The sequence below is a fragment of the Pectobacterium hainanensis genome (assembly GCF_046237015.1).
Taxonomy (GTDB): domain Bacteria; phylum Pseudomonadota; class Gammaproteobacteria; order Enterobacterales; family Enterobacteriaceae; genus JBJYIN01.
In genome coordinates this window covers 88,184-106,774 of the sequence record NZ_JBJYIN010000017.1, presented here as the reverse complement: position 1 = coordinate 106,774, position 18,591 = coordinate 88,184, and the positions used below count along the sequence as shown (strand labels likewise).

Below are 18,591 nucleotides of genomic sequence, written 5' to 3'. Positions count from 1 at the left end.
CCAATAACCAATAACCAATAACCAATAACCAATAACCAATAACCAATAACCAATAACCAATAGCTATATACTTCTAGTCGCTTTTAGCGGCTTATTTTATGTAGCTTCGTATTGCGCAGCATTCCGCACTATTCCGTAGTTCGTTCATTTAAATTGTTTTTAACTATTTGATTTATTGATGGTTTGTTTTTTCATTTCCTTTGTTAACTTAACGGAATAAAGAATATTTCAATGGAATTTATTTTATTTTAATGGATTTTATTCTTGCTAGAATCCCGATTTGTACACTTCTAAACTCCGCCATATACCAGCAAGCACGATGAGGTAACGATATGGCAGGCAGAAATATTCAGGACAACCAAGCATCCTTGATCTCTTCAAAAGAGGTGCTGCGTCGCGTCCAGCGTAGTAAATCATGGCTCTATAAGCAGTTGGCACAAAAGGCATTTCCCCAACCGATTAAGATCGGGGAACGTGCAATTTCCTTTGTTGAAAGTGAGATCGACGAGTGGATCAGCCAGCGGATCGCTGAGCGTGGGGAATGGAAATCATGAGAAGCGCTACCTACAGTGATATCGCCTTATCATCCATTGATGTTAGCAAGCTTTATACACTGGCTTTTTGGGGAAAGGATCAGTCTTTAGGTTCCGTATCACGGGCTTGTTTACGCTGGCGGCGCTTGATCTCACCCTTTATTGAGGCGACCACAAAACCGGCTGTACTTTCACCTTCTTCTTTCAATTTTTCAAGTTCATCAATCAAATCAAGAGGTACGCGAGATACTATCTGTTGCGATTTATTATTTCTTGAGCCCGTTGCCATATCTGCTTTTCCGTTATATTGGTGGCATTCAGTATATGCGAAAAATAAATGCAATCAATGCTTGAAAGTGGCATGCACCTTGTTCTATTGTAAGTGCATGCCACCTAATGATGGTGAGCAGAAAAGACAACGCCCCGTAGTGCTTGGAACACATACAGGGCGTCTAACCACAATGTTATCGGAGGTAACACGATGGCTGATTCACAGTCTACCCAAACTCGCCCCAAATATCAGTATCGTTTTCTGGCGCTCTATCGTGCGGATAGCGCTGCTAAGCCTTGCCGCCTGTCCGTTGAAGCCTATACCGAGCAGGAAGCCCGTCAGATCCTTGTCCCTCACTTCATCCTCTCTTTTGCTGGCCGCTTGCCAGTTGAGGTGGTACGCCATGTTTGATAACACACCGCTGGAACTGGATGAAATTATCGATCAGTGCCGCGCACTGGCCTATGCCGCTTTAAACATTACTGACTGGGAAGTGCGTGAAATCCTGTTGTTCGTTCTGCAAGAACGCATCGATCACCTGTACCGCACCAGACAGGTAGAACCAGAGGAAGCGGAGGTGCCGCAATGAATAATGATATGAAGCCGCTGTTATCAGGCTCACAGGGGGCGTCTATTAACGTGCTGTATTTCGATGCACAAGTGGGTGAGGATGACTTGTACGAGTGCGCCACGTCCCGCCTGAATGCCCTGTTAAACCTGAATAGTGAACTGGCTCGCCTGAATACTGACACTAGCGCAGGCATGGATCAATCAGCTCTTTCGGAGGTGAATAGTATCCTGCTATCAGATGCGATCACGATGCTGAATCACCTTCATAACATTGTGATTAAAGGTAAGCGTCGTGGACGTTCCATAAGCCCACAACTTAACGATGAGGCTATCTCAGGAAGTCAGGAGGTAGGACATGCGTAATCTGTTTCTGGGGCGTCCGCTACGGGGTGAGCGCTATCAAAGCGTCAGCGAAACCGGGTGGACGATTGAGGTGATTAGCGTCAGGTCAATCAACTATGAATCCGGCCAGGTAATGCAGGAGCCGGAAGTATTTTTCCTGTATGAGTCCAGTCAGCAACGTGGCGAAATGCCACTCAGTGAGTTTCGCCGCTCCTATCAGTTATTACCTGAGTATGTAGCGCGTAGAAAAGAAATGTCGCAGAACTATTACGAGCGACATTCTAACGTGGATAAAGACGATTACGCCCGCTATTTATAGCTGAAAATACCGGAATAACATGACCGAATATTATTTCGGTGAATCCTTGCATTCTGAATAAAGGGTAATCCAATGGATCGTGTCACTGCACAAGCGCTTAGCGCTAAAATGATTGCTGGTGAAGAGACTCAGAAAAATAATGAAGTTCATTCTCTCAGCATTGAAAGCTATCACAAAATGAATAGGGCTAAAAATGTGGCCTTTGGCCTGCATCTCCACGTAAGAAAACTGGAAGTAAATGCTGAACCACTTTTGTGGTTACCCGATATTTTCAGCTATCTCCACGATGATATTGATTCTGTACTGAATGAGTTGAAAGGGAAAGGATTGTGCAATGAATGGCTGAAGCAAGGAAAGGATTCGTTTCGGTGATTAACACATTTATTCACTTTCAATAAAAAAGCGCCGTTCAGCGCGGCGCTTTTGGAGCTATTCATGAATAACGAACTACACAAAGAAATTATAAAACGATTGATAACTGAATTCCAGTTTAAAGAACAGGAAGGGTATTTACGCTATGGTATTTGCCCCCACTGCCATAAGAAAGAACTGTTTACCAGTATCGAAAAACCTTACGTGCTGAAATGCGGACGGGAAAATAAGTGCGGGGCTGAAATTATCGTCAATGCCCATTACGCTGATTTATTTAATCACTGGTCTGAGCGCTACCCACGCACGGAAGCGTCACCTTGTGCGGCCGCAGATGCCTACTTACGTGAATCGCGTAATCTGGATATTACCCGTCTTGCAGGATGCTACACACAGGAAAGTTTTCACCAGAAGGGCATGGGGACAGCCACGGTACGCTTTTCGCTCCCCAGCGGTGGATATTGGGAGCGCCTTATTGATCAGCCGGAGCGATTCGAGCGCAAAGCCAATTTTCATGGCGGTTATGCCGGTCAATGGTGGAGTCATCCGGCTCAGGACTTGAGCAAGCAGAAAACGATCTGGCTGGTTGAGGGAATTTTTGATTCATTAAGCCTGATACAAAACGGGATCGCGGCGGTGTCTATCATGTCGTGCAACAACTATCCAGAACAGGCGTTGGCGCAACTGGCACAAAGTTTGGGAGAACGCCCCAGGCCGGTGCTGGTGTGGGCGTTGGACAACGATCCGGCAGGGAAAAAATACACCATTCGTCACGCTCGCCGGAGTCAGGAGGCAGGCTGGACGGTCAATGCGGCCTGTGTGCCTGTGGGCAGACAAAAACGCGACTGGAACGATCTGCACATTCAGGGAAAGCTGACTCCACGCGATCTAAAGGAATATCGCTATCAGGGGGATTTACTGCTGGCTGACAACGCCGCAGACAAAGCGCTACGGATTGCTGAGCATACCGAACGGCGGGAGTTTCATTTTGAATTTGATTCGCGTCTGTATTGGTTCAAGCTCGATCTGGACAGGCACATGAAAGCGGTTGAGCGGATTCAGGAGGGGGATATCCGGTTAAGTGAGCAGGAAGTAAAAGTGAAAGCGCTGAAAGAAGCCGGTGCCGTGGTAGAAATTGCCAACTGCTATCCCGTTCCTCTCTATTTCCAGCGCAGCGAGCCAACGGATGAAGCCTGGTATTACTTCCAAATCAATTTCCCTGGCTCCACACCGCCAGTGAAAGATATGTTTACTTCAGGCCAGCTTACCAGTGCGTCAGAGTTTAAAAAGCGTCTGTTACATGTGGCGAAAGGTGCCATTTATACCGGCAATACGAACCAGCTCGACCGTTTGATCCGTCAGGATCTGCCGGTGATTAAAGAGGTGCAGACGCAGAATTTTATCGGCTACAACAAGGTTTGGCAGGGCTGGATATTTAATGCTCTGGCGGTTTCTGGTGGCAAGTTTTACCACCTCAACAGTGAGGACTATTTCGAGATCGGCACACTGAGTGCCAAAAGCCTCAGCCATAGCCCTGTTCTGGAAATTAACGCTGACCTCAGCCAATTTAAAACGGACTGGGTACAGGATATCTGGACGGCATTTGGCGCTAAGGGTTACATCGCGCTGGCGTTCTGGCTGGGTTCATTGTTTGCGGAACAAATCCGGCAACAGTGCCGCAGCTTTCCGTTTTTGGAAATTGTCGGGGAGCCAGGAACGGGGAAAAGTACCTTGATCGATTTTCTCTGGAAGCTGTGTGGCCGAGATGATTACGAGGGGTTCGATCCAACTAAATCCACGGCCGCAGCCAGAGCACGAAACTTTGCACAGGTTGGCAATCTGCCCGTGGTGCTGATTGAGGGCGATAGAACGCAGGACACCTTACGTCAGCGGGCGTTTGATTTTGATGACCTGAAACCGCTGTATAACGGTAAAGGTATGCGGGCGACGGGGGTTAAATCCAACAATAATGAAACCTATGAGCCGCCGTTCCGGGGAAGTATTGTGATCGCGCAGAATGCGGATGTGGGCGGTTCACCGGCATTGCTTGAACGAATCGTGCATATTCACACGGATAAGAGCGCGCAGACGCCACAAACGCGGCATGCGGCTGAACGGCTTGAGCGAGCAACGACAGAGCAGGTATCTGGGTTTATCCTCAAGGTGACACAGGCAGAAACGGCTGTACTCGATGTGTTCAATCGTATCTATGAGCAGGCTAAAACCGAGCTGGAGAACCATCCAGAGATAAACCATAACCGTATTGCCAAAAACCATGCGCAACTGATCGCTATGGTTGAAACTTTACCGCTGGTCTTGCCTGTTCAGGCTGATGCCGTTCTTCAAACACGGCAGGCGTTGGTTGCGCTGGCCGCAGAGCGTCGTCAGGCATTGCGTACCGATCCACCGCAGGTTCAGGAGTTCTGGGAGACGTTTGAGTATCTGGATTCGCTCGATCGCTACGGATTGAACCACGCCGGAAAAGATAACAGGGAAGGGATGGTGGCGGTGAATTTCCAGCACTTTATCCAGATGGCATCTGAATATCGGGTTAACCAGTCATTTGTGATTAGCGACCTGAAGAAACAGCTTAAAGGCGGCACTGGCTTCCAGTTTACGGGCAACAAAGCCGTGCGTAGTCTCCCCAATGAGTTGTACAACAAGGGCAAAGGTCAGCATGATGTGATGCGTCCTGAAATCGTTCGCTGCTGGGTATTCAAACGTAACGAGCTACAGCACAGTTAATTCCGGCGATGCTGGCCAACGGATGGCCGGTATCGTTGATAGCTTTACCGTCCTTCACACTCTCCCCCTCATTCTCCCATACACACCCTCACAACTGGTTAAAAAATAGCCTTTATGTGCTGTTTTCAAAATTTTAGGGGGTACACCGGAAAAGCGTTACAACTGTTACAAGGTTAAAAAATACCATTTAATATATTGAATAATATGATTATTTAAGAAGTTTAAAACCGTTACAAAAGCGTTACAGAAGCGTCACGATGTAACGGTTATGAAGTGTTACAGAATGGGTTTTTAACTCATTGATTTTATTAGATGTAACACTTTGCATAACGGTTTGTAACGCCTAAAGTGTTACATAATTTTCTGTTGTTTATCAGTGTATTGGGTAGGGTTTTTATGAGGTGTAACGGTTGTAACAGTTTTCCGATGGGCAACTGGGAATTGACCTTATAAAAAGAGGCATTACTGGTATCTCAACATAGTCTTATTTTTAGGGATATAGGGGGAAGAAATTAAGGAGTGACGGATAACCATCAAGTTTGTTGACCATAATTATTATATACCCGTCATACTTCAAGTTGCATGTGCGTTGGCTGCGTTCAGTCACCGGAATCACTTATTCAAGTAAGCTCATCGGGATTCCTTCGTTTCGCCGCCTTCCTGAAACTTGAATTATTTAGGGTATAAAACTAAATAAATAGAATAATGGAGGTGATGAAAATATAAAAAATCACCACCTATTAATTTTATTTGGTTTTTTTAGCTTTCAATTGATAAGTCATTAATGGCATCAATTACGGGTTTGAAAACATTTATCGCTTCACCATAATACATGAAGTTTTTATATTCACCATTAGGATCTAATCCTTCCCTCTGTTTTTGTGTTAGAAGTACATAATAAATGGCCAATGATAACTCTTTAGCCACCCTAACTTCACTTTCAAAATTAATATTTAATTTTGTAATGACATCTTTATATGTTATTGACTTGGATGTTATTTTTTCTAGAAGAATAGGATTGTATACTTTTAAGAAAACCACTAAGGAAAATACACTTTCATAGCTAATATCCATGTTTGAAAATTCATTGTTTTTCTCTATAACTGAAAATATAGACAGGCAGCGTTCTGCTTCTCGTAAAGAGCATCCATTTATGTCTAGCAGATATGATAGTGATTTCATTATCCTACCGCCAGCAGGGAGTATTCTGTTAGTCTTATCAATTTTCAATAGATAGTCATAAATGGTTGATTTTTCATGTCTGCTGTAATTTTCCATGGTATTCTCTTTTTTCTTTGGTAAGGTGAACCAAAAATGCACAAATTTATTTAAATACATTCTTGAGTCAATTGAACCGTATCGATGCTCTATTATTTTTTGGAATTGCTCTCTGTTCATGACCAATAAGAAGATAAAACCATTGACAGAGAATAAGTGTTTTATCTTCTCAAGTAAATCTAAAGAAAAATCTGGCCTTGCTCTGTCTAACTCATCAACAATGAATATTGTTTTTTTTCCTTTTTCTTTGTTTATTTCATTCAAAACTGACTTAAAATGCTCTATGCTTGCCTCTTCATTATCTCCAGCAGTTATTCTTTCCTCAATAAATTTCTCTAATGGTGAGTTCAGCGAGTCGGAAATAACTTCTGATGATTTTTCTATAATGCTTCCATCTAATATGTTCGCAGTTAACGTTGATACTATTGCCTTAGAACTATTAAGTAAAAGGGCTTTTCCTACTTTTTTACTAGCAGATAAAAATTTCTTTCCTAATTTATCTTTTGTATTTTTCTCTTCCTTCAGGAGTGAGTATATTTTAGATGATAGTGCAGTGAATGGATCTGATTTGTAATCATTTTCGAAAGCATCAAAGTATATAACATCAAATTTTTCATGATGGTTTTTTTTAATCTCAGATTCCATCATTTTTACAAATGTAGTTTTACCATTACCCCAATTATCATCAAGAGCTAATACTAAATTAATGTCTGGTGATTTATCGGAAATTTTAAGGATTTGTTCGAAAAGTTTTTTCCTTCCAAAGATATCGATTGATGTGTCAAAACCATTATTCAAATCATATGATGGTGATATAACTGCCATATGGCTATCTCCTGAGGTATGTATAGGGAAGTGGGTTTTCCAATAAAATCTTATACTGCATATCTGCATATCTGCATATCTGCATATCTGCATATCTGCATATCTGCATATCTAAAAATCACTGCAAGATTCTGCACGGAAATGCACAATTTTTTTGATGCTACCATCTCCTTCCTGGGCCAGATCTAGCGCGGGTTTGCCCTTGCTGCACAACTGCACAAAAACGCGCCAGTTTAATGCGCGGGCGTGGAGGGGGGACAATTGCGCGCTGAGGGATCTGGGTGATACCGATGTTTATTTGCTGTAAGAAAGACCATGCTTATCTAACGCAGTATGAGACATGCCCTGTGATATCCATCAAAATGGAACGCTTAAAATCGTTTCTAGGGGCTTACATGAAAGCGGTAGCCAATTGCTAATCCTTGTTATATAGGCATGATATTTATTTTTTATTTGTGAATTATTTTGAGTGAAAACCACGGTGAGACTGATCAGTGCTCACTTAATGATAAGCGCAGCATAGAAAATGTTTGGCAGAGTCAGGTGCGGTGTAAGCGGTCTTTTGCCTGGAAAAAGTCGTATTACACCGGATGGGAAAGGATTACTTCAGGAATGGGAAGCGTTCATCAAAATTCATGTGGTAAACGGACTCAGGCGTAGCTGTGCTGGTGTTATCAGACTCTGGCGTTTGAGCCAGGTAGATTTGTACTGCATCCAGTATCAGCGCAGTGTAGCCACGCTTTGACCGTTTACACTGTCGCTCAATCTCTGCGTCGATCTGGTGAGGTACACGCAATGTCCTTATCCGTGTTTTACCGTTACTGCTGCCTTTCATGTCTTGATCCCCAGCATTGTGTAATACACCTAATTCTTCATCTGGTTGCAGGCCAGCAAAAGTATACTTCGGTGTAATACGCCGGCGACAAACATAATCGCGGGATTTCCCAAGCTCAGATGGTGAATATAGGTGTATTACACTACTGAGAAGGACGTAAAAATGACCAACCTTATTCATGACGCTATTTCAGATAAAAGCCCTGCACGGCAACGGCTGGATGAGATTGCTAATATGTTTTCTGCACTGGAGGCCGATATTGAGCAGGAACGGCGAACCCTAGCCAATCTTGTGGAAAGTCATCGTCAGGCAGAAGCAGAGCTAAAAGAGAATGATGGAAAGTGGGAAAGTACTCTCATGGAAAATAACGGCGTAGAGAATACTGAGTCAGAACGGGCTTTGTTTCTTACTACTACCGCTAAGGCTAAAATAGCCCGTTTATCTGTCTTGATGAAAGATCAAAAACAAAAGGTGGCCGAAATGAATATTCGGCTGGGTGGCATGACCGTTGAATATAATAATGCATTCTTGAATGTCGCAGCCCCCATCGTTAAACGTGAAGTTGATAAGGTTATTGAAGAAATTTATAACGTGATGGGTCCCAGTATTAAACGCGTTATTGGGTTATGCAGGCTGTATCGTATCAATGTACGAGATACACTTGCTGCATTTTATTTTTCTTCACAATATAAAAATATTCATGGTGAGGTGATTAATGTTGATGTTCTTGAAAAAATTAAATCTGAGGATGATGTAGAATCCTTAATTATCAATGCGATTAAAGATGTTATTCATCAAGACAATATTAATTTGACGGATGATGAACTACCGGACGATCACCCTGGTGCATATCCCAGAAGTGTTTTCGGAGCGATGAAAAATAAGCCTTCTCCTGCACAATTAGCACGTGCCAAGCACGATGCGGAATACAGAGAAAAACTGTTCACTGGGGAAATCCCATTTAGTAATTTGTGAGGCCAGCATGAAAAAGATGAAATTAACCTTCAAAGGCAAGGATATGTACGCCTCTCAGGAAGAGATTATCGCCTTGATGTCGGCTTGTGAAAAAGCACTGTCTGGACATAATGAGGGGAGACGTGAGCAGTATCTGAACCAACAAGATACTACTCAACATTTTAATCGCCATTTACCCGATGAGGGACGGCAGAGTTATTTGGCTGACTGCTAGGAAAGATACTGTCACAGGTAGCGCTACGGTGTGCTGCCTGTTCGTTGTCTGATGTGCTCACTCTCAGTTCTTCAATTGTGGTGAAGCAATGGCCGCATAACAAGTTTTCGCACTGGTGGTAGCGTCGATAACTGTTTTCTCCAATTTTTTCCACCCCTCTGTCTCCTGCGACTTTACCGCAGTATTTACAAGTGATCATAGCGGCCTTGTCTCATCTCTATACAGCGCGTTTTTATTGTTGCGGGGATGCTGGCGTTTTCTTCTGACTGGTTAAGGGCGACCTCATACCATTGCAATGATGTGCATTTAAATCCGCATTCTTGACCGGTACAAACGCGGTAGATTCTGCGCACATTAACATCTAAGATCATGCTTGTACGTGCTCGCATCCATGCCCCACATTTAGGACATTCGGGGAGTTTTTTACGTGGTTCCATACTGTGTTCCACTAAAAATATTGCTTATGCGTACATTATAACGGGAATACGATTGGGGGTACATTTGGGGGTATGAAAAACTTAGAATAAAATATTATCTATATAAATCATTTATTATCTTTATCAGTTATATTCCCTTCACTTCCAGTTATATTCCCTTCACTCTAAAAAATACCAACTGAATCAATCAATAACTGCAAGTTATTCTGTTTCGGTTTACCTCAATGTTGTTTTTCTCTTTTCCTGAACACTACATTAATGGGGATAGCGTCATAACCGTATTTCATCGGCTAATATTTCTTTTAGTTCATGTGTTAATGGAAGGCTTGTTTTCTCTCTAACTTATTTTCTCCAGAACGCATGGGCGTATGATTGGAAATAATCGATATGTTGTCAGAAAAAGAAGCGAGCTTGTTATCGTAGATACCTACCAGTGTTTGTACGGTAGTGGCTGGTTGGTATCGGGTATAACCATTACGTTGAGGGTATTACCGCATGGAATTCAAAGATTACTATGCCGCGTTGGAAATCGACCCCTCCGCCGATTTGAAAACAATTAAGACGGCTTATCGCCGATTGGCGCGCAAGTACCACCCTGATGTCAGCAAAGAGCACGATGCGGAAAATAAATTTAAGAATGTCGCAGAAGCCTATGAGGTGCTAAAGGACGATGCTCGTCGCGCGGAATATGATGAACTGAGGAAACACCGCGATGACCCTCGTTTCTCGGCGTCGCCTTCTGGCGCTGGTAGCGGCCATTCTTATTGGCACGCGTCTGCTGGTGAGGATCATGATTTCTCTGATTTTTTTGAGTCCATATTTGGCCGTCGGGCAGCGCAAGGCGATCAAACGCGTGCTTCCCATACTGCTTACGCTGAACGTGGCCGGGATATGGAAATGGAGATTCCTCTTTTTCTTGAAGAAACGTTAGCGGGGCAATCTCGTGAAATTTCTTATGTATTGCCTGTTTTTGATGCGTTTGGTCGGCAGACGAAAGACATGACTAAAACACTGAATGTGAAAATTCCGGCGGGAGTGGGCGATGGTGAGCGGATTCGTCTTAAAGGACAGGGATGTGCTGGCTTGGGAGGGGGGCCGAATGGCGATTTGTTCCTGACCATTCGTATTGCTCCGCATCCTTTGTTTGATATTGATGGTCATAATCTAAACATCGTCGTGCCATTAGCTCCGTGGGAAGCGGCGTTAGGAACCAGTATTGAAGTCCCTACGCTGACAGGGAAAATTGCTTTGACCATTCCGCCAGGTAGCCAAAGTGGAAGACGATTGCGCATTAAAGGGAAAGGATTAGCTGGTAAAAGCGGTGTGGGTGATCTGTACGCGATTCTAAAAGTGGTGATGCCACCGAAGCCGGACGAACATGCTGCGGCGTTTTGGCGACAGCTCGCTGAGCAGCAGGTCGCATTTAATCCTCGTGGTGAATGGGGGACAAAATAATGACGGAGAAAATGACATTTACCGTGGTGGAATTGTGTCGAACTGTGCATATCACTCAAGATGATCTGATTGAAGTAGTAGGATTAGGGGTGATCGTTCCACTTGAATCTGATGAACCGCATTGGATCTTTGACGAGCGGGCGTTCAGTTGTCTTCGCCGGGCCCAGCGGTTACAAATAGAACTGGATTTGGACTGGCCAGGGGTTGCCATGGCGTTAACGTTACTGGATCAAATTGATGAGCTTAAAAAGGAGAATGAGCGGTTACGCAGGCAGATTGAACATTTCATGATGATGCCCTGATGATGGTACGCTGAGGTATAATTATTTCGTGATTTTTTGCTTTGTTGAATTTTTTGCAACAAAAGCCATTCAATCGGTAAAGTAGAGGGGGAGTTATGTCAGTTTCTGCAAGAAATCAGTTAACTGGAGTCGTTTCCAGCGTTATTGAAGGGGCTGTTAATAATGAAGTCGTTTTAACGCTGAATGGCGGGGACCAATTGACAACGGTGATCACCAAAGCCAGCAGTGATTCTCTAAGCCTATCTCCGGGTAAGACCGCGATTGCATTGATCAAAGCGCCTTGGGTGATTTTGGCATCGGCAGACTGCGGATTGAATTTTTCAGCACGGAACCAGTTTTTAGGAACGGTGACGAAAGTGATTAAAGGCGCGGTGAATGCGACTGTGCATGTCGAAACCAGTAATGGATTAAAACTGACGTCTAGTATCACGAATGAAAGCGTTGATGAAATGGCGATTGCCACAGGAAGTCGTGTGATCGCGTTGATTAAAGCTTCCAGCGTGATTCTAGCGACAAAAAAATAATCTTATCTGGCTGTTCTTTCATCGTGCAGCGATCCAGACAGACCCGGCCCATGGAGGGGGTGGGTCATGCAACTGAGGTAGTGGTAGCCTGAAGAGAAACTGGCTGTTCTTTATGCATGATGAGAAGAAAGGCTTGCTATGCAAAATCATTCATGCGTTAATACCTCCATCGGCCTGTCATACAGACCTATTTATGAAAGACATTGTAATTAAGTAGTTCCTAGTTCAAGCGATGTATCCAATCTCTTATCCGACGAATTTCCTTCTTATAAGCGCCCATAAGTAATCACTGTAACAGTCCCTGTTCGGCCCTATTGTGGCTATCTTAATATTAAAGGAAATTCTCGATGTCTAATAAAATGACTGGATTGGTTAAATGGTTTGATGCTGGTAAAGGTTTCGGTTTTATTACCCCGACCGATGGCAGCAAAGATGTATTCGTTCACTTCTCTGCCATTCAAGGCCAGGGTAACGATTACAAGAGCCTGGACGAAGGTCAGAAGGTAGAATTTAGCGTTGAAAGCGGCCAGAAAGGTCCATCAGCGGTGAATGTTACTGTAATCTAACGGTCTTTTTTGATGTTAGCCAGGTAGTGTTCATTGTGTCTCTACCTGTCATCGTCAAGAAACGTTGATTTTGTATAAGCCCCTCAGCTTTTTTCAGGGGCTTAATTATTTGTATTGCTATCACTCCTCTCCCCTTGTGAATTCGAGTATGATGTAAACCACTTTAGGCCTTCAGGCTGGTTGGTTCGAGTACTTCCCATGATCTCCTCATAATTAGCCGTGCTTTCTTGTGTTAACCACACAGGTTGTGATGGCTAGTATCAATTTCATACACCACAGCAACGATAACAATTAAATAGTGTCTCAGTAGATGTAGCGCGATGAGAGCGATTCTTTGATGCGGTACGTTATTTGACCACTAAAAGATGAGTCTCATGAAGATTAAACAAACATTTACCAGGGCATTGCTTCATCCTCGCTATTGGTCTACATGGTTCGGTTTGGGGATACTATTTTTGCTGGTACAGCTTCCCTATCCGCTGTTGATGAAAATAGGCAGTAGCGCAGGTCGTTTCTCCCGCCTGTTTCTTAAACGTAGGGTGGCCATCGCCCGACGTAACCTTGAGTTGTGTTTCCCCAATATTACAGATGCCGAGCGAGAAGAAATGATCGTCAATAATTTTTCTTCGTTGGGTATGGCGTTAGTTGAGACGGGTATGGCTTGGTTTTGGTCAGATCGTCGTGTGCGCCACTGGTTTGATGTTTCTGGCCTGGAGAATTTACAGCAGGCTTGTGCGAAAAATCACGGCGTTATGGTGATTGGCATTCACTTTATGTCGCTTGAATTAGGCGGCAGAGCGATGGGATTGTGCCAACCTATGATGGCGATGTATCGACCGCACAATAATAAAGTGATGGAGATGGTGCAAACCTGGGGACGCTCTCGCTCCAATAAAGCGATGATCGATCGTAAGGATTTACGTGGCATGGTGCACAACTTGCGGCGTGGAGAGGCGGTATGGTTTGCACCCGATCAGGATTATGGCCCTAAAGGTAGTGTATTTGCCCCCTTCTTCGCGGTGAAAAAGGCGGCTACGACCAGTGGAACCTATACGATTGCTCGTTTAGCAAAGCCCGCGATGATCACGACGGTATTGATCCGTAATCCGAATGCTTCAGGTTATCGTTTAGTGATTCAGCCAGAGCTTCAGGATTACCCTTACCATGATGAGCAGGAAGCTGCATGTTATATGAATAAGGTTATTGAACGTGAGATTATGCGCGCACCAGAACAATATCTGTGGCTGCATCGCCGTTTCAAAACGCGCCCGGTAGGGGAAGTATCGCTCTACGCCTGAAAATATTGGAAACAGATTTTTGACTCCATTCCAAATATGTCAGGAACAGATTTAAACGTAGCGTGCGGCGGTCACGTTGAGGTGAAGCTTATGGATGAGCCAAATAACTTACGTTGCCGATGCGCGAACAACGCGAAAGATGATGAGGATAGCAACAAACAAAAATGGCCGCCGAATGGCGACCATTTATCGTTATCGTAAAAACGATTAACGGAAGATAGCGTGGGGGGTAACACCGCGATAGGTTTTGCCCAACGCTTTTAATATTTGATTAATTTTACGGACAACACTCATCTTTTTATCCCCTCACATGCTCTGGAATTATTGGTTGAATGTACCGAAACTGATGTTGATGTTTTCGAACATAGCGATGATTTTGTTTAACAGTTTCATTTTGAATTCCTCGTTAGATTGTTTTTTTGTGATTAACTTCACGTTTTTAAAGATACGCCGACAGACAGGTTAGGTCAACTTTTTTGTGACTTGAATCACAAAAAAAGTGAAGGTGGAGTTTGTTTGAAGTGGACTGATGTTTTGAGTTCGCCCTATAACCCGGTGTGGCAACACGCGGATGCTTTGTTCTGTGTCTTGAAATATCGATAAATAGTATCGATTAGCAGTTGAAATCAATGTAAGCGAAGCAGGATAATTACGGGCTGCAAAAATTTCGTGGTTTGGCACTCGGTGAGCTAATCGTTTGCGTGCCTGATCATTAGGTTTATCGTACATCTTGTTATCCACGATGTACTCCCGGTGCAAGGCTGGGAACCACCTACGATTTACCATTACATAGTGACATTTCAGGGGATACACCATGTCAAATACGACACGTCAGGCAGATAGTGTGGTTCGTCCACACAATGCGCTTGATGCATATTTTAAAATCACACAGCGTGGGAGCAGCCTGCGTCAGGAAGTGTTAGCAGGGCTAACCACATTCCTCGCTATGGTTTACTCGGTTATTGTTGTTCCGGGCATGCTGAGTAAGGCTGGTTTTCCGCCAGGCGCCGTATTTGTTGCTACCTGTTTGGTTGCCGGTTTGGGGTCATTGCTGATGGGGTTGTGGGCTAATCTGCCCATGGCGATTGGTTGTGCTATCTCTTTAACCGCATTTACTGCTTTTAGTCTGGTCTTGGGGCAGCAGATTAGCGTACCTGTTGCGTTGGGGGCGATTTTTCTGATGGGGGTGTTGTTCACCATCATTTCCGCAACGGGGATTCGTACCTGGATTTTGCGTAATCTTCCGCTTGGGGTCGCACACGGCACGGGGATTGGTATTGGCCTGTTTTTGTTGATTATCGCGGCAAGCGGTATTGGCCTGGTAATCAAGAACCCGATTGATGGTTTGCCTGTCGCATTGGGGGATTTCACTTCTTTCCCTGTGATCATGGCGCTGCTGGGGCTGGCTGCAATTATTGGGTTAGAAAAATGCCGCGTGCCCGGCGGGATTTTGCTGGTCATTGTTGTTATTTCCATTTTGGGGCTAATTTTTGATCCTAATGTGAAATACGAAGGTTTCTTTGATTTGCCGAGTCTGACTGATGACAACGGTACTTCACTTATTTTCAATCTGGATATCATGGGCGCGTTACAGCCGATGGTGTTGCCGAGCGTACTGGCGCTGGTGATGACGGCGGTTTTTGATGCGACAGGTACGATTCGTGCGGTAGCAGGGCAGGCCAATCTGTTAGATAAAGACGGACAGATTATCAATGGTGGTAAAGCGTTAACGGCTGACTCCGTTAGTAGTATTCTTTCCAGCATGGTCGGTACTTCACCTGCTGCTGTGTATATCGAATCTGCCGCCGGTACGGCTGCGGGAGGCAAAACGGGGTTGACCGCGACGGTTGTCGGCGTGCTGTTTCTGCTGATGCTGTTCCTGGCACCGTTGTCCTATTTGGTTCCTGGCTATGCGACAGCACCTGCGTTGATGTACGTGGGCTTGTTGATGTTGAGCAACGTGTCCAAACTCAACTTTGATGATTTTGTTGACGCCATGTCTGGTCTGGTGTGTGCCGTGTTTATCGTGCTGACCTGTAATATCGTGACGGGCATTATGTTGGGGTTCAGTTCGCTGGTTCTGGGACGGGTATTCTCTGGTGAATGGCGTAAGCTGAATGTCGGTACCGTCGCCATTGCTGTGGCTCTGGTCGTGTTTTACGCGGGTGGTTGGGCGCTTTAACTCTGTTTGTTTTAATTCTGCTTGTTTTAATTCTGTTTGCTTTGAGGGGCGGTTAGCCCCTCTCTGCTTTCTTTACCCTTCAATGATTTCCTCTTCCCCGTTTTATCTTCGCTTTTTGTGAATACTCATTATCTGAGCCACCGGATGATGTACTGGCATGATGTTTTTCATTTAACGCATAAGTTAAGTTGAATTTATAATTAAAAGAGCCATTAATAATGGATTATTATGCGAATAATAAAATGGTTCATAAGAGTTTTTGCTAAAGAATAATGAAATTTACTCTCTGTTGTCCGTTTTGATGTATTTGGTTAATACCATTGATGGATATTCCTGCTATGCAGGAATGAGCCAGTGCTGACTATATAAATTAACGTTTCTTGATCTTATAACGAAAGTTTTTTATTAAATCCAGGGTTAAATAGAACATTTCGTCATGTCGATAATGTTTTATTTTTGATTCAATATAACTAAAAAAGAGAATGCTACAATATGAAGCCTAATGAACGCTTGCAGGTCGCTCTTGCTAATGGCGTTCCTGATTCCGTCCCTGTAGGTGCGTGGGGGCACTTTTATATTTAGGAAGTTAAAACGGTTGATTTTGCTGCCACGATGGTTGAGTTCTATCGCCGTTATCATTGGGATTTTATTAAAGTCCATTCACGAGCCAGTTATCATGTTGAAGGTTGGGGATATACCTATCGGCCTTCGGCGGATGCCTCGACGTTACATCACTGTTTATCCTCTCCGATTTCACAGCCTGAAGATTGGGCGAAGTTACGTCCATTAGATCTGACCTGTCCACCATTGGCAGAGCAATTGGCGATATTACGCCTGATTCGCCGACAGGTTGGCCCGAATGTACCGATTATCATGACAGTTTTTTTGCCTTTGGATGTGGCTGACAAACTGGTTGATCGTAATACGGAGTTGCTTCGCCAGCATCTGACTATCGCGCCAGAACTTGTTTGCAACGCCTTGGATGCGATTGCCACTACGTTTGCCAATCTTGTTCGCGCACTGGTGAATGAAGGGGTGGATGGGATTTATTTTTCCAGTAAATGGGCTAATAGCAAGCATATGTCTGCATCTGATTATCTGAAATGGATAAGGCCTTATGATCTGCGGGTGATGAATGAAGCCAAAAGTTTGTGGTGTAATTTTTTACACTTATGTGAGAGCGATATTTACCTAAATGATTGCCTGGATTATCCGGCGCAGGTCATGCACTGGGATACGGCATCTGGAAATAACCCTTCCTTTGCTCAGGTTCGCCAGAAAGAGCCGTCACTCGTCGTGAGCGGGGGAATATCCTCTTCACTGCTAGCTCATGGTCATGTTGATGATGTACGACGAAGTGTAAGAGAAGCAATTGAGCAAACTCAGGGGCGTGGTTTTATTCTGGCTCCAGGTTGTTCTGTCCTTATTGGAAAAACACCACAAGAAAATCTTGATGAATTACGGCAAGCCGCTCAACTCTACTAATGCTATGCCGGGAAATAAATATTGATATTCAGGGGAACGATATTATGAGTGCCAGACAATTACACGATCGGGCTATTGTTATTGATGGCTTACAGACCAGTGAATGGACTCGGGATAATTTTATTGAAATGCGTGAAGCGGGCCTGACTGCGGTTAATTGCTCTTCTGTACTGTGGGAAAATTTCCGTGAAGGTATTGCTTATGTATCCCAGTGGAAACATCTGTTACAGGAAAACAGCGATTTAATTCGTCCGGTAAAAACAGTGGCCGATATTGATGCCGCGAAGCAGGAAAACCGTACCGGAATTATTCTTGGCTGGCAAAACACCTCTCCATTAGAAGATAAGCTGGACTATATCGAGATTTTCAAAGATCTGGGTGTTGGCATTATGCAACTCACCTATAACACCCAGAATTATTCCGGCGCGGGTTATCTTGAGGAACGTGACAGCGGGCTAACCGGTTTTGGTAAAGAAGTGCTAGCGGAAATGAATCGCGTCGGTGTGCTATGTGACCTGAGTCATGTCGGCGATCGTACCAGCGCCGATGTCATTAATGCCTCACGAGCTCCCGTCTGTATTTCCCATGTATTGCCACGAGCGTTGAAGGACGTGAAGCGAAACAAACCTGATGAGCTGCTAAAAGGCTGTGCCGAGAAAGGCGGCATTATTGGTATCAGCCTTTTCTCGCCAGGGCTCGCAGCAGGTAACGACGCCACTATTGATGATTATCTCGATGCCATGAGCTATGTCATTGAGTTGGTGGGCGAAGATCACGTCGGTATCGGTACGGATTTTTCACAAGGCCGCCCTCGTCCGGGGCCGTATTTGCTTTGGGCTAACCGTGATAAAGGCACCGCCCGCAAGTTAACGGAATTCGGGTCCGTAAAAATCAGTAAGCCGCAGGGGATTGCGCGTATCAGTGAGGTGCCAAACCTGACTGAACGTATGCTCTCTCGTGGGTGGGATCTTGATCTGATCCTGAAACTTCTCGGTAAAAACTGGCTGAATGTCCTTGGTTCAGCATGGCAGCCCGCTGTTACACCAGCAGTAACATCTCATTGATT

23 protein-coding genes are annotated in these 18,591 nt (G+C 44.4%); 17 read left to right on the top strand and 6 right to left on the bottom strand.

Features of this window, described 5'->3' with window-relative positions:
- The first annotated feature begins 332 nt into the window (after positions 1-332).
- A complete protein-coding gene (locus ACKPVM_RS16520; protein WP_033070909.1) occupies positions 333-554 on the top strand; it encodes a helix-turn-helix transcriptional regulator in 222 nt (73 codons plus the stop codon).
- A 79-nt stretch (positions 555-633) separates the two neighbouring features.
- Here ACKPVM_RS16520 and ACKPVM_RS16515 read toward each other — a convergent pair whose 3' ends face one another.
- On the bottom strand, positions 634-822 hold the full coding sequence (locus tag ACKPVM_RS16515) for a YlcI/YnfO family protein (protein ID WP_349854018.1): 189 nt from the start codon (positions 820-822) through the stop codon (positions 634-636).
- Positions 823-1,014: 192 nt separating this feature from the next.
- Here ACKPVM_RS16515 and ACKPVM_RS16510 point away from each other — a divergent pair, with 192 nt between their 5' ends.
- The 6 genes from ACKPVM_RS16510 (at position 1,015) to ACKPVM_RS16485 (ending at position 5,149) form a co-directional block, all read left to right on the top strand.
- Positions 1,015-1,215 (top strand): host cell division inhibitor Icd-like protein, encoded by a 201-nt coding sequence (locus tag ACKPVM_RS16510; RefSeq protein WP_336859567.1) that lies wholly within the window; start codon positions 1,015-1,017, stop codon positions 1,213-1,215.
- Positions 1,208-1,393, top strand: a complete 186-nt coding sequence (locus tag ACKPVM_RS16505; RefSeq protein ID WP_409310740.1) for a hypothetical protein — start codon at positions 1,208-1,210, stop codon at positions 1,391-1,393. The genes ACKPVM_RS16510 and ACKPVM_RS16505 overlap by 8 nt, the downstream gene beginning before the upstream one ends.
- A complete protein-coding gene (locus tag ACKPVM_RS16500; RefSeq protein WP_409310738.1) occupies positions 1,390-1,737 on the top strand; it encodes a hypothetical protein in 348 nt (115 codons plus the stop codon). Before ACKPVM_RS16505 ends, ACKPVM_RS16500 begins: the two co-directional genes overlap by 4 nt.
- Positions 1,730-2,035, top strand: a complete 306-nt coding sequence (locus tag ACKPVM_RS16495) for a hypothetical protein (protein ID WP_409310737.1) — start codon at positions 1,730-1,732, stop codon at positions 2,033-2,035. The genes ACKPVM_RS16500 and ACKPVM_RS16495 overlap by 8 nt, the downstream gene beginning before the upstream one ends.
- A 72-nt stretch (positions 2,036-2,107) precedes the next feature.
- On the top strand, positions 2,108-2,407 hold the full coding sequence (locus ACKPVM_RS16490) for a derepression protein (RefSeq protein ID WP_409310735.1): 300 nt from the start codon (positions 2,108-2,110) through the stop codon (positions 2,405-2,407).
- A gap of 63 nt (positions 2,408-2,470) precedes the next feature.
- Positions 2,471-5,149 carry a toprim domain-containing protein gene (locus ACKPVM_RS16485; protein WP_409310733.1) on the top strand — a complete coding sequence of 893 codons (2,679 nt, stop codon included), beginning with the start codon at positions 2,471-2,473 and terminating at the stop codon, positions 5,147-5,149.
- A 759-nt stretch (positions 5,150-5,908) separates the two neighbouring features.
- On the opposite strand, the gene ACKPVM_RS16480 is transcribed toward ACKPVM_RS16485, so the two are convergent.
- Complete coding sequence (locus ACKPVM_RS16480; RefSeq protein WP_409310731.1) at positions 5,909-7,252, bottom strand: KAP family P-loop NTPase fold protein; 1,344 nt, start codon at positions 7,250-7,252, stop codon at positions 5,909-5,911.
- Between the two features lie 601 nt (positions 7,253-7,853).
- Positions 7,854-8,087 carry a hypothetical protein gene (locus ACKPVM_RS16475; protein ID WP_409310729.1) on the bottom strand — a complete coding sequence of 78 codons (234 nt, stop codon included), beginning with the start codon at positions 8,085-8,087 and terminating at the stop codon, positions 7,854-7,856.
- Positions 8,088-8,249: 162 nt separating this feature from the next.
- Between ACKPVM_RS16475 and ACKPVM_RS16470 the strand changes: the two genes are divergently transcribed.
- Both ACKPVM_RS16470 and ACKPVM_RS16465 read left to right on the top strand, forming a co-directional pair.
- Positions 8,250-9,062 (top strand): hypothetical protein, encoded by an 813-nt coding sequence (locus ACKPVM_RS16470; RefSeq protein WP_409310728.1) that lies wholly within the window; start codon positions 8,250-8,252, stop codon positions 9,060-9,062.
- Between the two features lie 7 nt (positions 9,063-9,069).
- Positions 9,070-9,276: a hypothetical protein gene (locus tag ACKPVM_RS16465; protein WP_409310752.1), complete on the top strand. Its 207-nt coding sequence runs from the start codon at positions 9,070-9,072 to the stop codon at positions 9,274-9,276.
- On the opposite strand, the gene ACKPVM_RS16460 is transcribed toward ACKPVM_RS16465, so the two are convergent.
- Complete coding sequence (locus tag ACKPVM_RS16460; protein WP_409310726.1) at positions 9,224-9,475, bottom strand: ogr/Delta-like zinc finger family protein; 252 nt, start codon at positions 9,473-9,475, stop codon at positions 9,224-9,226. The two genes, ACKPVM_RS16465 and ACKPVM_RS16460, sit on opposite strands and share 53 nt — an antisense overlap.
- Positions 9,462-9,713, bottom strand: coding sequence for an Ogr/Delta-like zinc finger protein (locus ACKPVM_RS16455; RefSeq protein WP_119881176.1), 252 nt, complete (start codon positions 9,711-9,713; stop codon positions 9,462-9,464). The genes ACKPVM_RS16460 and ACKPVM_RS16455 overlap by 14 nt, the downstream gene beginning before the upstream one ends.
- 495 nt (positions 9,714-10,208) lie before the next feature.
- Between ACKPVM_RS16455 and cbpA the strand changes: the two genes are divergently transcribed.
- The 5 genes from cbpA (at position 10,209) to lpxP (ending at position 13,858) form a co-directional block, all read left to right on the top strand.
- Complete coding sequence (gene cbpA / locus ACKPVM_RS16450) at positions 10,209-11,168, top strand: curved DNA-binding protein (protein ID WP_409310724.1); 960 nt, start codon at positions 10,209-10,211, stop codon at positions 11,166-11,168.
- Positions 11,168-11,470, top strand: a complete 303-nt coding sequence (locus tag ACKPVM_RS16445) for a chaperone modulator CbpM (RefSeq protein WP_409310722.1) — start codon at positions 11,168-11,170, stop codon at positions 11,468-11,470. The genes cbpA and ACKPVM_RS16445 overlap by 1 nt, the downstream gene beginning before the upstream one ends.
- A 95-nt stretch (positions 11,471-11,565) precedes the next feature.
- The gene (locus ACKPVM_RS16440) at positions 11,566-11,994 is read left to right on the top strand and encodes a TOBE domain-containing protein (protein WP_409310720.1); all 429 of its coding nucleotides are present in this window, start codon (positions 11,566-11,568) and stop codon (positions 11,992-11,994) included.
- 347 nt (positions 11,995-12,341) lie between these two features.
- Positions 12,342-12,560 (top strand): RNA chaperone/antiterminator CspA, encoded by a 219-nt coding sequence (gene cspA / locus ACKPVM_RS16435; RefSeq protein ID WP_172290092.1) that lies wholly within the window; start codon positions 12,342-12,344, stop codon positions 12,558-12,560.
- Positions 12,561-12,934: 374 nt separating this feature from the next.
- Positions 12,935-13,858 (top strand): kdo(2)-lipid IV(A) palmitoleoyltransferase, encoded by a 924-nt coding sequence (gene lpxP, locus ACKPVM_RS16430; protein ID WP_409310718.1) that lies wholly within the window; start codon positions 12,935-12,937, stop codon positions 13,856-13,858.
- A gap of 462 nt (positions 13,859-14,320) precedes the next feature.
- Here lpxP and ACKPVM_RS16425 read toward each other — a convergent pair whose 3' ends face one another.
- On the bottom strand, positions 14,321-14,599 hold the full coding sequence (locus ACKPVM_RS16425) for a hypothetical protein (RefSeq protein WP_409310716.1): 279 nt from the start codon (positions 14,597-14,599) through the stop codon (positions 14,321-14,323).
- A 73-nt stretch (positions 14,600-14,672) separates the two neighbouring features.
- Between ACKPVM_RS16425 and ACKPVM_RS16420 the strand changes: the two genes are divergently transcribed.
- From ACKPVM_RS16420 to ACKPVM_RS16410, 3 genes are all read left to right on the top strand, one after another.
- Positions 14,673-16,040 (top strand): NCS2 family permease, encoded by a 1,368-nt coding sequence (locus tag ACKPVM_RS16420; RefSeq protein WP_409310714.1) that lies wholly within the window; start codon positions 14,673-14,675, stop codon positions 16,038-16,040.
- Between the two features lie 612 nt (positions 16,041-16,652).
- Complete coding sequence (locus ACKPVM_RS16415) at positions 16,653-17,525, top strand: uroporphyrinogen decarboxylase family protein (protein ID WP_409310712.1); 873 nt, start codon at positions 16,653-16,655, stop codon at positions 17,523-17,525.
- A 44-nt stretch (positions 17,526-17,569) separates the two neighbouring features.
- Entirely contained in the window at positions 17,570-18,589 is a 1,020-nt protein-coding gene (locus tag ACKPVM_RS16410; protein WP_409310710.1) for a dipeptidase, read from the top strand.
- Positions 18,590-18,591: the final 2 nt, after the last annotated feature.

Bases quoted from the DNA above. Each gene is read 5' to 3' on its own strand.
- ACKPVM_RS16520 (WP_033070909.1), top strand. From the start codon at position 333: ATGGCAGGCAGAAATATTCAGGACAACCAAGCATCCTTGATCTCTTCA.
- ACKPVM_RS16515 (WP_349854018.1), bottom strand. From the start codon at position 822: ATGGCAACGGGCTCAAGAAATAATAAATCGCAACAGATAGTATCTCGC.
- ACKPVM_RS16510 (WP_336859567.1), top strand. From the start codon at position 1,015: ATGGCTGATTCACAGTCTACCCAAACTCGCCCCAAATATCAGTATCGT.
- ACKPVM_RS16505 (WP_409310740.1), top strand. From the start codon at position 1,208: ATGTTTGATAACACACCGCTGGAACTGGATGAAATTATCGATCAGTGC.
- ACKPVM_RS16500 (WP_409310738.1), top strand. From the start codon at position 1,390: ATGAATAATGATATGAAGCCGCTGTTATCAGGCTCACAGGGGGCGTCT.
- ACKPVM_RS16495 (WP_409310737.1), top strand. From the start codon at position 1,730: ATGCGTAATCTGTTTCTGGGGCGTCCGCTACGGGGTGAGCGCTATCAA.
- ACKPVM_RS16490 (WP_409310735.1), top strand. From the start codon at position 2,108: ATGGATCGTGTCACTGCACAAGCGCTTAGCGCTAAAATGATTGCTGGT.
- ACKPVM_RS16485 (WP_409310733.1), top strand. From the start codon at position 2,471: ATGAATAACGAACTACACAAAGAAATTATAAAACGATTGATAACTGAA.
- ACKPVM_RS16480 (WP_409310731.1), bottom strand. From the start codon at position 7,252: ATGGCAGTTATATCACCATCATATGATTTGAATAATGGTTTTGACACA.
- ACKPVM_RS16475 (WP_409310729.1), bottom strand. From the start codon at position 8,087: ATGAAAGGCAGCAGTAACGGTAAAACACGGATAAGGACATTGCGTGTA.
- ACKPVM_RS16470 (WP_409310728.1), top strand. From the start codon at position 8,250: ATGACCAACCTTATTCATGACGCTATTTCAGATAAAAGCCCTGCACGG.
- ACKPVM_RS16465 (WP_409310752.1), top strand. From the start codon at position 9,070: ATGAAAAAGATGAAATTAACCTTCAAAGGCAAGGATATGTACGCCTCT.
- ACKPVM_RS16460 (WP_409310726.1), bottom strand. From the start codon at position 9,475: ATGATCACTTGTAAATACTGCGGTAAAGTCGCAGGAGACAGAGGGGTG.
- ACKPVM_RS16455 (WP_119881176.1), bottom strand. From the start codon at position 9,713: ATGGAACCACGTAAAAAACTCCCCGAATGTCCTAAATGTGGGGCATGG.
- cbpA (WP_409310724.1), top strand. From the start codon at position 10,209: ATGGAATTCAAAGATTACTATGCCGCGTTGGAAATCGACCCCTCCGCC.
- ACKPVM_RS16445 (WP_409310722.1), top strand. From the start codon at position 11,168: ATGACGGAGAAAATGACATTTACCGTGGTGGAATTGTGTCGAACTGTG.
- ACKPVM_RS16440 (WP_409310720.1), top strand. From the start codon at position 11,566: ATGTCAGTTTCTGCAAGAAATCAGTTAACTGGAGTCGTTTCCAGCGTT.
- cspA (WP_172290092.1), top strand. From the start codon at position 12,342: ATGTCTAATAAAATGACTGGATTGGTTAAATGGTTTGATGCTGGTAAA.
- lpxP (WP_409310718.1), top strand. From the start codon at position 12,935: ATGAAGATTAAACAAACATTTACCAGGGCATTGCTTCATCCTCGCTAT.
- ACKPVM_RS16420 (WP_409310714.1), top strand. From the start codon at position 14,673: ATGTCAAATACGACACGTCAGGCAGATAGTGTGGTTCGTCCACACAAT.
- ACKPVM_RS16415 (WP_409310712.1), top strand. From the start codon at position 16,653: ATGGTTGAGTTCTATCGCCGTTATCATTGGGATTTTATTAAAGTCCAT.
- ACKPVM_RS16410 (WP_409310710.1), top strand. From the start codon at position 17,570: ATGAGTGCCAGACAATTACACGATCGGGCTATTGTTATTGATGGCTTA.